A 13,880-nucleotide genomic window follows, 5' to 3' on the forward strand; every position below is an offset into this window, starting at 1 on the left:
TCACTCTGGCCAGCAGGCCGCCCGGCTCGACATGCTTCTTGCGACGCGCTGCCCTCATTGCGAAACCGTCTTCCGGCTGCAGCAGGAACAGCTCTCGCTGCATCAGGGGCTCGTGCGCTGCGGCCATTGCCACGAAGTCTTCAACGCCGCCGAATCGCTCGTTCCCGAGTACGCGCCGCAGCCCGAGCCGGCATTGACCGAACCGGCTGCCGCGCCGCACGGCGGCGACGCGCATCCGCAGGCCGCCCCGGCCCGGCTGTTCACCGCCGACGCGCCGCCCGAATTGCCGACCGGCGCCGATTACAAGCCGGAAGGCTGGGACATGTGGGCGCCGTGGCTCGACGCCGGCGTCGATCCGTCGCTGCAGCACAGCGTCGAGACCGTGCGAACCGAGCCGTTGATACCGCTCGCGCTGCCGTCCACGGAAGCGGGCGTCGTCCACCTGTCGGGTACGCCCGAGCCGTTCGCGTCGTCGCCGGCCGAGCTCGATGCTTCGGCTGCCGTCGAGCAACCGGCCGAACCGCATTCGCCGCAGACGCGGCACGAACCGCACGAAACCGAAGAAGCCGCGCCGTCGCCCGTACCCATCGCGCCCGTCGAGCGCGATCCGCGCGAGCCCCGCTTCGTCGCTCACGTTCCGTCCGACACGGAAACCGCCGCCGGACCGGTCGAACCCGCGCCGATCGAACCCGTCGTCCCCGCGCACTTCGTGGCGCCGGACGACGAACGCGCGCCGCGCGAACCCCGTTTCGCGTTCACGCCCGCACCGGCCTTCACCGAAGCCGAGACCGCATCGGAACCCGGCACCTTCACCCGGCACGACAACGCGTCGACCGCGGCGGCAACCGATGAACCGGTCGCCCGGACGGTCACCCAACCGCCGGCCCAGCCCGACGTCCAACCGGCCGCCCAGCCGGTCGCCCAGCCGGTCGCCCCCTTCCCCGCCGCCCTGACCGACGACGATCGCCCGCACTTCGCCGTCACGCGCGAGACGCGCGCGCCGCAGCGACGCGGGATGCTCGGCGGCTTTTTCGGCGGCCTCGTCGCGGCCGCGCTGGTCGGGCTGCTCGTCGCGCAACTGGCGTGGTGGCAGCGCGAGACGCTAATGATCTACTGGCCCGTCACGCAGGGCTGGTTCCGGCAGGCGTGCGCGCCGCTCGGCTGCACGGTCACGCCGCCGCGCGCGATCGACGGGCTGCGGCTCGAGCCGACCGACCTGCGCCAGCTCGACGGCCCGCGCGAGCTCGAACTGAAGGTGCCGCTGACGAACCGCTACCGCGTCGCGCTCGCATACCCGTCGCTCGAACTCACGCTGCTCGACGACACCAATCACGTCACCGTGCGCCGCGTGCTCGCGCCGCGCGACTACGTGCGCCCGGGCACGCCGATCGACGCCGGGCTGCCGCCCGGCACGACGCAGACGATGGTCGTCCGCCTCGAAACGAACGGCACGCCCGCCTCGAATTTCCGCGTCCAGATCTTCTATCCGTGACGCGCCGCGGCGCGCTTGCGCGCCCGTCTCAACCCGCGCGCCCGAGCGGCGCGCTATTTCGGAGCACGAACATGAGCAAAGTTACGCTGGGTGGCAACCCGATCGATCTCGCCGGCACATTCCCGGCCGTCGGCGCGCAAGCCGCCGATTTCAAGCTGGTCGGCAAGGATCTCGCCGATCTGACGCTCGCCAGCTTCGCCGGCAAGCGCAAGGTACTGAACATCGTGCCGAGCCTCGACACGCCGACCTGCGCGACGTCGACCCGCAAGTTCAACGAAGCCGCGTCGTCGCTCGACAACACGGTCGTGATCGTCGTGTCCGCCGACCTGCCGTTCGCCGCCACGCGCTTCTGCACGACCGAAGGCCTCGCGAACGTCGTGACGGCATCGACGTTCCGCACCGGCCGCGCGTTCGCGAACGCCTACGGCGTCGACGTGACGAGCGGCCCGCTGAACGGCCTGACCGCACGCGCGGTGGTCGTGCTCGACGCGCAGGACAAGGTGATCCATGCGGAACTCGTCGGCGAAATCAAGGACGAGCCGAACTACGATGCAGCGCTCGCCGCACTGAAGTAAGCTTTCTTCCGCTTTCCCCTGCCGCGCCGCGCCCTTCGCGCGGCGTTGTCGCGCAGGGCCCCTCATTTCTACAGGAACGCACACCTTGGCTACGCTGATTTGCGGCTCGATCGCCTACGACTCCATCATGACCTTCGAAGGGCGGTTCCGCGAGCACATCCTGCCCGACCAGGTGCACCTCATCAACCTGAGCTTCCTCGTGCCGACGATGCGCCGCGAATTCGGCGGCTGCGCGGGCAACATCGCCTACGCGCTGCACCTGCTCGGCGGCGATGCGCGCATCATGGCCACGATGGGCGCGTTCGACGCGCAGCCGTATCTCGATCGGTTCGACCAGCTCGGCCTGCGCCGCGATCACGTTCGCGTGCTACCCGATACGTACACCGCGCAAGCGATGATCACGACCGATCTCGACAACAACCAGATCACCGCGTTCCACCCGGGCGCGATGATGCAGTCGCACCTGAACCACGCGGGCGACGCGCCGGACATCAAGCTGGCGATCGTCGGTCCGGACGGCTTCGACGGGATGGTGCAGCACGTGGAAGAGCTCGCCAAGGCCGGTGTGCCGTTCGTGTTCGATCCGGGCCAGGGCCTGCCGCTGTTCGACGGTGCGACGCTGCGCCGCAGCATTGAACTTGCGACCTATGTCGCGGTCAACGACTACGAGGCCAAGCTGGTGAGCGACAAGACGGGATGGTCCGAAGATGAAATCGCCAGCCGGGTCGACGCGCTCGTCATCACGCGTGGCGAGCACGGCGCGACCATCCGCCACAAGCAGGGTGCGGAGCAGATTCCGGTCGTGCCGGCCGAGCGCATCGCCGATCCGACCGGCTGCGGCGACGCCTTCCGGGGCGGCCTGCTGTACGGCATCGAGCACGGCCTCGACTGGGCAACCACCGGCCGCCTCGCGAGCCTGATGGGCTCCGTCAAGATCGCCCATCAAGGGCCCCAGACTTACGACCTGACGCGCGCCGAAATCGACGCACGCTTCGAGACTGCGTTCGGTTACAGTCTCAAATGAATATTGTGGGAGAGCAAAGATGTTGACGAAAAAAACCCTCACGCTCGCGGCCATGCTGGCGGCCACGCTGACTCTCGCCGGCTGCTTCACGGCACCCGGTTCGGCGGATGTCTATAGCGTCGGCCAGGCGCAGCGCGAACAGACGGTCCGCATGGGCACGGTCGAAAGCGTCCGTGCGGTGCGCATCCAGTCCGACGGCGGCGGCAGCGCGATCGGCACGCTCGGCGGCGGCGCGCTCGGCGCGGTCGCGGGCAGCGCGATCGGCGGCGGCAAAGGCTCGATCCTGACGGCGATCGCCGGCGGCCTCGTCGGCGCGGTCGCGGGTAACGCGGTCGGCGAAAACCTCAGCACGGCGAACGGTGTCGAAATTACCGTGCGCCTCGACAACGGCGATCTGCGCTCGATCACGCAGGCAGCCAGCGGCGAAGCGTTCCGCGCCGGCGAGCGCGTACGCCTGCTGTCGAGCGGCGGCGTCACGCGCGTCACGCACTAACCGGTATCCTCAGCGCGCGGCGCAAGCCGCGGTCGAACGCATGTGCGAAGCCGCACATGCGTTTTTTTTCGTCCATGCGCTTTCGTCCACGTTCGCGTCGGCCGGCCGATCGACGACCCATACGGACGAAAAAAATCCCGCCATCTGAGCCAGATGGCGGGATTGATTGAGTAGCGCTACTCAACCCACGGACACCACGTGCGTGTCCGGGTGATGCTGCTCAGCCGCGATTACGGACGGCTGCCGGTCGGGAACGGCCATGCGGCTGCCGGGTTGAGCGCGGTCTTCACGCCCGATGCCGGCGCAACCGATGCGGTCGACGCGGTCGTTGCCGGCGCAGCCTTCTTCACGACGGCCTTCTTCGGCGCAGCAGCCTTCTTCGCCGGTGCGGCAGCCGTCTTCGCAGGGGCAGCCTTCTTGGCGGGCGCAGCCTTCTTCGCGGCAGCCTTCTTCGCAGGCGCGGCCTTCTTGGCAGCAGCCTTCTTCGCCGGCGCAGCCTTCTTCGCAGCAGCCTTCTTCGCCGGCGCGGCCTTCTTGGCGGCAGCCTTCTTCGCCGGTGCCGCCTTCTTCGCAGCAACCTTCTTCACTGCGACTTTCTTGGCTGCAACCTTCTTCGCAGCGGCCTTCTTGGCCGGTGCCGCCTTCTTCGCTGCGACCTTCTTGGCTGCGACCTTCTTGGCTGCAACCTTCTTCGTTGCGACCTTCTTTGCAGCGACCTTCTTTGCAGCGGCCTTCTTCGCCGGTGCTGCCTTCTTCGCGGCAACCTTCTTCACCGCGACCTTCTTCGCAGCAACCTTCTTCACTGCGGCCTTCTTCGCCGGCGCAGCAGCCTTCTTCGCAACGGTCTTCTTGGCGGCAACCTTCTTAGCAGCCGGTTTCTTCTTGGCAGTAGCCATGTTGTTCTCCTTCAGGTTCAGATGAGAGTCAGTTCAAACTACACCCTTCGTCAAAACCCGCTTCCCGCGGACGCTGTTCAGGACGTGCGCTTCGAAGCGGGCTATTCATCGGCGTACGCAGATACCGCGCGCTTACGCTAATGAATACGGTATGGCGCGCGTGACCCCATGGCCTCGCACGCCAAATCAAGTCGGTAGCCGGCGCACCTCGCGCCGCTACCCCTAATCGCTTGATCAAGCGGACCGCCACACGGCCGTCCGCTTTTTCCGGAGGGAAGTTTGCCCATCCCACTGAAGGGTTCGCAAAGTGCCTGTCGTATCGTTGGGCCGTTAAGGCACCGGGCATGCTTTGCATCAGGCGTTCTTGCTCCTAAACCTTGGGCCAGGGCCGAGAGGCCACCGGCTGCTCCATCATGTAACGGGTTCGCTGCTGCGGGTTATTCCCAGGACAGCGCGCCCCCCGTCTGATACTCGATCACACGCGTCTCGAAGAAGTTGCGTTCCTTCTTCAGGTCGATCATCTCGCTCATCCACGGGAACGGGTTTTCCTCGTTCGGATACAGCGGGTCGAGGCCGATCTGCTGGCAACGGCGGTTGCTGATGAAGCGCAGATAGCTCTTGAACATCGACGCGTTCAAACCCAGCACGCCGCGTGGCATCGTGTCCTCGGCGTAGCGGTATTCGAGTTCGACAGCCTGCTTGAACAGCTCGCGGATCTCGGCGCGGAATTCCGCGGTCCACAGATGCGGGTTCTCGAGCTTGATCTGGTTGATCAGGTCGATGCCGAAGTTGCAGTGCATCGACTCGTCACGCAGGATGTACTGGTATTGCTCTGCAGCACCCGTCATCTTGTTCTGGCGGCCGAGTGCGAGGATCTGCGTAAACCCGACATAGAAGAACAGGCCTTCCATGATGCAGGCGAACACGATCAGCGACTTCAGCAGCTTCTGATCCGCTTCGAGCGTGCCGGTCTTGAAGGCCGGGTCCGTCAGCGTATGAATGAACGGGATCAGGAATTCGTCCTTCGCGCGGATCGACGTGACCTCGTGATACGCGTTGAAGATCTCGCCTTCGTCGAGGCCGAGCGATTCGACGATGTATTGGTACGCGTGCGTGTGGATCGCTTCCTCGAACGCCTGGCGCAGCAGGAACTGCCGGCACTCCGGCGCCGTGATGTGGCGGTACGTGCCGAGCACGATGTTGTTCGCCGCGAGCGAATCGGCCGTCACGAAGAAGCCGAGGTTGCGCTTCACGATGCGGCGCTCGTCCTCGGTCAGACCGTTCGGGTCCTTCCACAGTGCGATGTCGCGGGACATGTTGATTTCCTGCGGCATCCAGTGGTTCGCGCAACCGGCCAGATACTTTTCCCACGCCCACTTGTACTTGAACGGCACCAGCTGATTGACGTCAGTCTGGCCGTTGATGATGCGCTTGTCGGCGACATTGACCCGCGCTTCCGACCCGCCGGCGGGAACAGCCGATGCTTGCGGCGGCACCGCAAGATCGCCTTCGAAAATGTCGCGGACCTGATGGGCGGCAGGCGTTGCAGCCTGCATTCCGACAGCCATCCCGGCGGAGGTGCGCATCGCGTTTTGCTGCGCTCCGCTCGCGGGGGTTACGGCAGTCTTCTCGTCATCCCAGTTGAGCATAAATTCTCACCATCAATTTAGAACGGTTTGTACCATCTTTTCCTGAGCGATAAAAGGGTTCGCTCACGAAAAATCCTTTTTTCGATTCGCGTTGCGACCTCGATACAACACTTTGAGCAACGCATCGTCGTTCATGCAGCGCGCGATGTGAGTCGCGCGTGTATCGCGAGGTGCGCTCGACGCATCGAACGCCGATCGAAACGCGACGCCGTCGGAGATGTTTCGATCGCTTGTCATTGCCTGCAACGCAGGTGTCGCGTTACAGATTCCTTATCATTTTTTTAGTTGAGCGCGGCGCACACTTCAACCTCGATCGGTCGTCGTGTGCGCCGCGCAGGCCTGCTTCTCAGGTCAGGCGCACTGCGTTACTGGCACGCTTCGCACTCGTCGAAGCCGGGGTCGCCCGGACGCATCGTGCACACCGGACCATCCGCTTCGACCGGCGCGAGTGCCGGCGCCGCGTTGACCGCGCCCGACGACGCACCGCCGCCCGCCGCACCGAAGCCGCCCGCCGCGCCTTGCGCGCCGCCGCTGCTCGAGCCGCCACCCGCACCGCCCGTCGGCACTGCGTTCAGCGCGCCGTGTGCGACCGTCGACTTCTCGACGTGCGTCGCCGCCATCGTGCGGAGGTAGTAGGTCGTCTTCAGGCCGCGCAGCCATGCGAGCTTGTAGGTCTCGTCGAGCTTCTTGCCCGACGCGCCGCCCATGTAGATGTTCAGCGACTGCGCCTGGTCGATCCACTTCTGGCGACGCGATGCCGCTTCGACCAGCCACGTCGGGTCGACCTCGAACGCGGTCGCGTAGATCGCGCGCAGGTCGGCCGGGATGCGGTCGATGCGCGACAGCATGCCGTCGAAATACTTCAGGTCGGCGACCATCACTTCGTCCCACAGGCCGCGTTCCTTCAGATCGCGGACGAGGTACTCGTTCACCACCGTGAATTCGCCCGACAGGTTCGACTTCACGTACAGGTTCTGGAAGGTCGGCTCGATACAGGCCGACACGCCGATGATGTTCGAGATCGTCGCCGTCGGCGCGATCGCGACGCAGTTCGAGTTGCGCATGCCGTGCGCGGCGATCCGCGAACGCAGCGTCGTCCAGTCGAGCGATTCCGACGTGTCGACCTCGACGTAGCCGCCGCGCGCCTCCGTCAGCAGCTTCAGCGTGTCCTGCGGGAGGATGCCGCGATCCCACAGCGAGCCGCGGTAGCTCGAGTAGCGGCCGCGCTCTTCGGCCAGCTCGGTCGACGCGTAGTACGCGTAGTAGCAGACGGCTTCCATCGAACGGTCGGCGAACTCGACCGCCTCTTGCGACGCGTACGGCGTGCGCAGCAGGTGCAGGCAGTCCTGGAAGCCCATGATGCCCATGCCGACCGGGCGGTGCTTCAGGTTCGAGTTACGCGCCTTCGGCACCGCGTAGTAGTTGATGTCGATCACGTTGTCGAGCATGCGCATCGCGACGCTGATCGTGCGCTTGAGCTTGTCGTGGTCGAGCGCGTAGCTGCCGTCGGCCTGCTTCACCAGGTGGGCGACGAGGTTCACCGAGCCCAGGTTGCACACCGCGATTTCGGTGTCGCTCGTATTCAGCGTGATTTCCGTGCACAGGTTCGACGAATGGACGACGCCGACGTGCTGCTGCGGCGAGCGCACGTTGCACGGATCCTTGAACGTGATCCACGGGTGGCCCGTCTCGAACAGCATGCCGAGCATCTTGCGCCACAGCTGCTGCGCCGGGATCTTCTTGAACAGCTTGATCTCGCCGCGCGCGACCTTGTCTTCGTAAGCCGTGTAAGCCTTCTCGAATTCGGCGCCGAACTTGTCGTGCAGGTCCGGGCAGGTCGACGGCGAGAACAGCGTCCAGTCGGCGCCTTCCATCACGCGCTTCATGAACAGGTCGGGAATCCAGTTCGCCGTGTTCATGTCGTGCGTACGGCGACGGTCGTCACCGGTGTTCTTGCGCAACTCCAGGAACTCCTCGATGTCGAGGTGCCACGATTCGAGGTACGCGCAGACCGCGCCCTTGCGCTTGCCGCCCTGGTTCACCGCGACGGCCGTGTCGTTCACGACCTTCAGGAACGGCACCACGCCTTGCGACTTGCCGTTCGTGCCCTTGATATGCGAGCCGAGGGCGCGCACGCGCGTCCAGTCGTTGCCGAGGCCGCCGGCGAACTTCGACAGCAGCGCGTTTTCCTTCAGCGCTTCGTAGATGCCGTCGAGATCGTCCGCGACCGTCGTCAGGTAGCACGACGACAGCTGCGAGCGGTGCGTGCCCGAGTTGAACAGCGTCGGCGTCGAGCTCATGAAGTCGAAGCTCGACAGCACGTTGTAGAACTCGATCGCGCGCGTTTCGCGGTCGATCTCGTTCAGCGACAGGCCCATCGCGACGCGCATGAAGAATGCCTGCGGCATTTCGATGCGGGTGCCTTCGACGTGCAGGAAGTAGCGGTCGTACAGCGTCTGCAGGCCGAGGTAGCCGAACTGCAGGTCGCGGTTCGCGTCGAGCGCTTCGCCGAGGCGCTTCAGGTCGAACTGCAGCAGCTTGTCGTCGAGCAGGCCGGCGTCGACGCCGCGCTTCAGGAACTGCGGGAAGTATTCGGCGTAGCGGGTCGACATCTCGGCCTGCACGACTTCCTCGCCGAGAATCTCGCGACGGATCGTGTGCAGCAGGATGCGGGCCGTGACCTGGCTGTACGCCGGGTCCTTTTCGATCATCGTGCGCGCCGCGAGGATCGCCGAGTCGTAGACCTGGCTCATCGGCACGCCGTCGTACAGGTTCTTCACCGTCTCCGCGACGATCGGGTCAGGGTTAACCGCAGCGCCGAGGCCGTCGCACGCCGACACGATCAGCGCGCGCAGCGCGTTCAGGTCGAGCGGGCGCGTGACGCCGTTGTCGACGACGTTGATGCCGGTGGTCGACTCGCCGCCCGCTGCCGCCGCTTCCTCGCCCGCATGCTGGCGCTCGAGGTGACGCTTCTCGCGATACAGCACGTACGCACGCGCGACGTTGTGCTCGCCGCCGCGCATCAGCGCGAGTTCGACCTGGTCCTGGATGTCTTCGATATGGAACGTACCGCCGTTCGGGCGGCTGCGCACGAGCGCGCGAACGACGTTGTGCGTCAGTTGTTCGACCTGCTCGCGCACGCGCGCCGATGCCGCGCCCTGCCCGCCATTGACGGCCAGGAAAGCCTTGGTCACCGCGATCGCGATCTTCGAAGGTTCGAACGACACCACGCTGCCGTTGCGGCGGATCACCTTGTAGTCGGCGAACGTGGCCTGCGGCGCGAGCGCCTTCGCGCCCTGTTCGGTCCCGCCGAGCGGACGGCTCGAGGCGCTCTCGTACTGGGACGTCGCGTTGTCGGTGGTTTGCATGTGCAAAGCTCCTGGTGTTGGATGGTGCGGAGAGAACCGCGGATTAAAACGAACGCTGCGCAATGCGGTGCGCGAGCGGTAAGAGGCGAGCGATGCGCCGGGGAAGCCGGTTCGGTCGATGCGCGACAACCCAGCCGGTCGTGTGCTTCGTCATGTGTACCCTGCCCCGTCGATGTTCGCTGCGCTGGTCGCGACGCCCGGACCGCCCGGCCTGACGCGCCGCCGTGAGAACCCTGTCCGCCGACGTTGCCCGCCGGCCGGTGCCGCTCGGGTTTTCCCCTGCGACACACACTATATCTAGTACAGAACTACTCAACTGGCACCAAGTATAGTGGACATTCGGAGGACGTCCAAACGGATAATTTGCGGCGAAGGTCTTGACATCGCTCGCGCGCAGACACGGCAAGGCATTGGTCGGAGAAAAAACTTTCTCCGCTCAAAAAACCCCGCGATCAGTGCTGACGGAAAGGAAAGTATTCGGCGGAAAAACCGGCATCGCTCGCGAAGCGTTGCCAATCGAAGTGCGGGCCCGGGTCGGTCTTGCGGCCCGGCGCGACGTCCGAGTGACCCGCGAACGCGTCGACCGGATAGTGCGCGGCGAGCGCGCGGGAGAGCGCGGCGAGCACCGCGTATTGCGCATCGTCGAACGGGACGTCGTCCGCGCCCTCGAGCTCGATGCCGATCGAGAAATCGTTGCAGCGGGTGCGGCCGAAGAACTCGGACGAGCCCGCGTGCCACGCGCGCTCGTCGCACGACACGAACTGCACGAGTTCGCCGCCGCGGCGGATCAGGAAATGGGCGGACACGCGCACGCCGCGCAGGTGGCGCTGGTAATAGGGGTGCGCATCGCAGTCGAGGCGATTCAGGAACAGCGCCTCGATCGCGTCGCCGCCGAATTCGCCGGGCGGCAGGCTGATGTTGTGGACGACCACGAGCGTCGGCGCCGCACCCGCGGGCCGCGCCTCGAAGTTCGGCGACGGCGCATGGCGCGCTTCGCGCACCCAGCCGTTCGCGTCGACCGACAACACCGGCGCGTCGCTCATCGCGCGTCGCGGCCGTTCACGCGCGTGGCGTGGCGCTGCGCATGCTCGGCGCTGCAGAAGTATTCGCCGCTCGCGGCGACGGCGTCGCCCTTCGGCGCGTGCACGCCGCATTCGGCGCAACGCACCATCGGCTCGGGCAGCGACCGCGCGTCGCCGTTCGGGCGCGCGGCGCCACCACCGACACCGGCACCAGGCGCGCCGTCGTAACCGGCGCCGCGGCCGGTGCGCGCCTGCGCCTGTTCCTGCGCGTGGCGCAGCTTGCGCGCGAGCCAAGAACCGGCGAAGAAGAGAAGGATCAGGAGAAGAATCTGTCGCATCGGAAACCTGCGGTCAAACCACGGAGCGGTGCAGCAGCACCTCGAACACGAATCGGCTGCCGACATACGCGAGCAGCAGCGCGGCGAACGACACGAGCACCCAGCGCGCGGCGCCGCGGCCGCGCCAGCCCGACGTCTTGCGGGCGACCAGCAGGCCGCCGAACATCAGCCACGACAGGATCGCGAACACCGTCTTGTGGTCGAGCCGCAACGCGCGCGCGTCGACCTGTTCGCTGAACAGGATGCCCGACGCGAGCGTCAGCGTCAGCAGCACGAAGCCGGCGCCGATCAGGCGGAACAGCAGCTTCTCGAGCGTGAGCAGCGGCGGCAGCGTTTCGAGCCAGCTCGCGATCCAGCCGGTCGAGCCGTCGCGCCCGCCGTGCCGCAGCGACTGCAGGCGCCGCTCGACCATCAGCATCAGGATCGCGTGCAGCGCGGCGATCGCGAAAAGGCCGTACGCGATGTTCGCGATCAGGAAATGCAGCTTGAACAGCGGCGCTGCGGCATAAGGCAGCACCCGCACGCCGCCGAACACGAGCGGCAGCAGCGACGCGCCGCACGCGAGCGGCAGCACCAGCAGGCGCAGGCTGTCGAGCGGGAAGAAGAAGCTCTCGATCCAGTAGATGCCGGCGCCGAGCCAGAACATCGCGGACAGCGCGAACGCGAAGCCGAACACCATCGCGTCGTTCGGAAAGATCGTCATGTGGAGCAGCACGCCGTGCGCGAGCAGCGCGGCGAACAGCAGCGCGCGACCGGCCCCGCTCATCCCGGACGCGGCCGATGCAGGGACCGGCACGGCCGGCACGCTCGCGACGAGCGGCGTCGCGCCCTGGCGATGCGTGCGCCAGCCTGCGACGGCGAGGCCGCCGTACAGGAATGCGGTGAGGGCATACAGTACAATATCCATGTTCGAAGTTTACACTAGGCCCCCTTCCCGCGACGGCTCCCTTTGTTCGGTTCCGCCGCGCCTTCGGGCCCCACTGTCCATCGCTCCCCATGCTCGACAATCTCACTCAACGGATGGCGCGCGTCGTCAAGACGCTGCGCGGCGAGGCCCGGCTCACCGAGGCGAACACGCAGGAGATGCTCCGCGAGGTGCGTCTCGCGCTGCTGGAAGCCGACGTGTCGCTGCCGGTCGTCCGCGAATTCATCGCCAAGGTCAAGGAAAAGGCGCTCGGCGAAGAAGTGATCAGCAGCCTGTCGCCGGGCCAGGCGCTCGTCGGCGTGGTCCAGAAGGAACTGACCGCCGTGATCGGCGGCGACTACGAAGGCAAGGCCGCCGAGCTGAACCTCGCGGTCACACCGCCCGCCGTGATCCTGATGGCCGGCCTGCAGGGCGCGGGCAAGACCACGACCGTCGGCAAGCTCGCGAAGCTGCTGCGCGAGAAGTACAAGAAGAAGGTGCTCACGGTGTCGTGCGACGTGTATCGGCCGGCCGCGATCATGCAGCTGAAAACGGTGACCGAGCAGGTCGGCGCCGACTTCTTCCCGTCCACGCCGGACCAGAAGCCCGTCGACATCGCGCTCGCGGCCGTCGACTGGGCGAAGCGCCACTACCATGACGTGCTGCTCGTCGACACGGCCGGCCGCCTCGGCATCGACGAAGCGATGATGCAGGAAATCGCCGCGCTGCACGGCGCGCTGAAGCCGGCCGAAACGCTGTTCGTCGTCGACGCGATGCTCGGCCAGGATGCCGTCAACACCGCGAAGGCGTTCAACGACACGCTGCCGCTCACCGGCGTCGTGCTGACCAAGCTCGACGGCGATTCGCGCGGCGGCGCCGCGCTGTCGGTGCGTCACGTCACGGGCAAGCCGATCAAGTTCGTCGGCGTCGCCGAGAAGCTCGACGGCCTCGAGGTGTTCCACCCCGACCGGATGGCGAACCGGATCCTCGGCATGGGCGACATCCTCGCGCTCGTCGAGGAAGCGCAGCGCGGCGTCGATGTCCAGGCCGCGCAGAAGCTCGCCGACAAGGTCAAGAAAGGCGGCGATTTCGACTTGAACGATTTCCGCGCGCAGATCTCGCAGATGAAGAACATGGGCGGTTTGTCGTCGCTGATGGACAAACTCCCCGCGCAATTCCAGCAGGCGGCTGCCGGCGCCGACATGGGCCAGGCCGAGAAGTCGATCCGCCGGATGGAAGGCATCATCAGCTCGATGACGCCCGCCGAGCGCGCGAAACCCGAAATCATCAAGGCGACGCGCAAGCGCCGCATTGCGGCCGGCGCGGGCGTGCCGGTGCAGGAAGTCAACCGGATGCTGAACCAGTACGACCAGATGCGTACGATGATGAAGAAGCTGAAGGGCGGCAACATGCAGAAGATGATGCGCGGCCTGAAAGGCATGATGCCCGGCATGCGCTGATTACGTCCGTCGGCCGGCGCGCGGGTTTTTGCCGTAGCGCGCGCCTGCCGTTCTGCTTCATCCTTATTTGTATACCGACTGCCCGCCAGAACACATGAACCGCGAAGAAGCCCTCCACATTTTCGACCACTCCGAAGAGATCGTCTCGGCCGACGCCGTCAATGCGTCGATCTCGAAGATGGCCGACGCGATCCGCGCCGAGATCGGCGACGCGTTCCCGCTCGTTCTCTCGGTGATGGGCGGCGCTGCGGTGTTTACCGGGATGCTGCTGCCGCATCTCGATTTCCCGCTCGAATTCGACTACATCCACCTGACCCGCTACCGCAACACGACGCAGGGCAGCCCGGAGATGCACTGGCGCGTCGCGCCGCGCGAATCGGTGAAGGACCGCATCGTGCTCGTACTCGACGACATCCTCGACGAAGGCGAGACGATGGCCGCGATCCGCGACCGCATCCTCGACATGGGCGCGAAGCGCTTCATGTCGGCCGTGCTGTGCGAGAAGACGCTCGCGAAGGCGAAACCGCTGCACCCCGACTTCTGCGGCTTCTCGGTGCCGGACCGCTACGTGTTCGGCTGCGGGATGGACGCGAAGGGCTACTGGCGCAACCTGCCGACGATCCGCGCGCTGACCGCGAACGTCTGATCGCCGCGCTGTC

13 protein-coding genes are annotated in these 13,880 nt (G+C 66.1%); 6 read left to right on the forward strand and 7 right to left on the reverse strand.

Features of this window, described 5'->3' with window-relative positions:
* Nucleotides 1-31 precede the first annotated feature (31 nt).
* The 4 genes from HWX76_RS05345 to HWX76_RS05360 all read left to right on the forward strand — a co-directional run bounded on the left by HWX76_RS05345 (nt 32) and on the right by HWX76_RS05360 (nt 3,584).
* Nucleotides 32-1,492: a zinc-ribbon and DUF3426 domain-containing protein gene (locus HWX76_RS05345; RefSeq protein ID WP_176015580.1), complete on the forward strand. Its 1,461-nt coding sequence runs from the start codon at nt 32-34 to the stop codon at nt 1,490-1,492.
* Between the two features lie 71 nt (nt 1,493-1,563).
* Complete coding sequence (tpx, locus tag HWX76_RS05350; protein ID WP_050013872.1) at nt 1,564-2,067, forward strand: thiol peroxidase; 504 nt, start codon at nt 1,564-1,566, stop codon at nt 2,065-2,067.
* Between the two features lie 85 nt (nt 2,068-2,152).
* Nucleotides 2,153-3,091: a carbohydrate kinase family protein gene (locus HWX76_RS05355; RefSeq protein ID WP_176015581.1), complete on the forward strand. Its 939-nt coding sequence runs from the start codon at nt 2,153-2,155 to the stop codon at nt 3,089-3,091.
* 19 nt (nt 3,092-3,110) lie between these two features.
* Nucleotides 3,111-3,584, forward strand: coding sequence for a glycine zipper 2TM domain-containing protein (locus tag HWX76_RS05360; protein ID WP_176015582.1), 474 nt, complete (start codon nt 3,111-3,113; stop codon nt 3,582-3,584).
* Nucleotides 3,585-3,814: 230 nt separating this feature from the next.
* On the opposite strand, the gene HWX76_RS05365 is transcribed toward HWX76_RS05360, so the two are convergent.
* The 7 genes from HWX76_RS05365 to ccsA form a co-directional block, all read right to left on the reverse strand.
* Nucleotides 3,815-4,480 carry a histone H1-like DNA-binding protein gene (locus HWX76_RS05365; RefSeq protein ID WP_176015583.1) on the reverse strand — a complete coding sequence of 222 codons (666 nt, stop codon included), beginning with the start codon at nt 4,478-4,480 and terminating at the stop codon, nt 3,815-3,817.
* Nucleotides 4,481-4,508: 28 nt separating this feature from the next.
* Nucleotides 4,509-4,835 carry a hypothetical protein gene (locus HWX76_RS05370; RefSeq protein ID WP_080334256.1) on the reverse strand — a complete coding sequence of 109 codons (327 nt, stop codon included), beginning with the start codon at nt 4,833-4,835 and terminating at the stop codon, nt 4,509-4,511.
* Between the two features lie 82 nt (nt 4,836-4,917).
* Complete coding sequence (locus HWX76_RS05375) at nt 4,918-6,129, reverse strand: ribonucleotide-diphosphate reductase subunit beta (RefSeq protein ID WP_014898151.1); 1,212 nt, start codon at nt 6,127-6,129, stop codon at nt 4,918-4,920.
* 365 nt (nt 6,130-6,494) lie between these two features.
* Nucleotides 6,495-9,497 (reverse strand): ribonucleoside-diphosphate reductase subunit alpha, encoded by a 3,003-nt coding sequence (locus tag HWX76_RS05380; RefSeq protein ID WP_050013876.1) that lies wholly within the window; start codon nt 9,495-9,497, stop codon nt 6,495-6,497.
* 452 nt (nt 9,498-9,949) lie between these two features.
* Nucleotides 9,950-10,540 (reverse strand): 1,6-anhydro-N-acetylmuramyl-L-alanine amidase AmpD, encoded by a 591-nt coding sequence (gene ampD, locus HWX76_RS05385; RefSeq protein ID WP_050013877.1) that lies wholly within the window; start codon nt 10,538-10,540, stop codon nt 9,950-9,952.
* Entirely contained in the window at nt 10,537-10,857 is a 321-nt protein-coding gene (locus HWX76_RS05390; RefSeq protein ID WP_124630573.1) for a PP0621 family protein, read from the reverse strand. Before HWX76_RS05390 ends, ampD begins: the two co-directional genes overlap by 4 nt.
* 13 nt (nt 10,858-10,870) lie before the next feature.
* Nucleotides 10,871-11,764: a cytochrome c biogenesis protein CcsA gene (ccsA, locus tag HWX76_RS05395; RefSeq protein WP_050013879.1), complete on the reverse strand. Its 894-nt coding sequence runs from the start codon at nt 11,762-11,764 to the stop codon at nt 10,871-10,873.
* 89 nt (nt 11,765-11,853) lie between these two features.
* Between ccsA and ffh the strand changes: the two genes are divergently transcribed.
* Nucleotides 11,854-13,221 (forward strand): signal recognition particle protein, encoded by a 1,368-nt coding sequence (gene ffh / locus HWX76_RS05400; protein WP_050013880.1) that lies wholly within the window; start codon nt 11,854-11,856, stop codon nt 13,219-13,221.
* A gap of 94 nt (nt 13,222-13,315) precedes the next feature.
* Nucleotides 13,316-13,867 (forward strand): hypoxanthine-guanine phosphoribosyltransferase, encoded by a 552-nt coding sequence (locus HWX76_RS05405; RefSeq protein WP_023477519.1) that lies wholly within the window; start codon nt 13,316-13,318, stop codon nt 13,865-13,867.
* Nucleotides 13,868-13,880: the final 13 nt, after the last annotated feature.

Origin of the sequence: Burkholderia sp. BCC0398, assembly GCF_902833245.1 — a bacterium.
Taxonomy (GTDB): domain Bacteria; phylum Pseudomonadota; class Gammaproteobacteria; order Burkholderiales; family Burkholderiaceae; genus Burkholderia; species Burkholderia sola.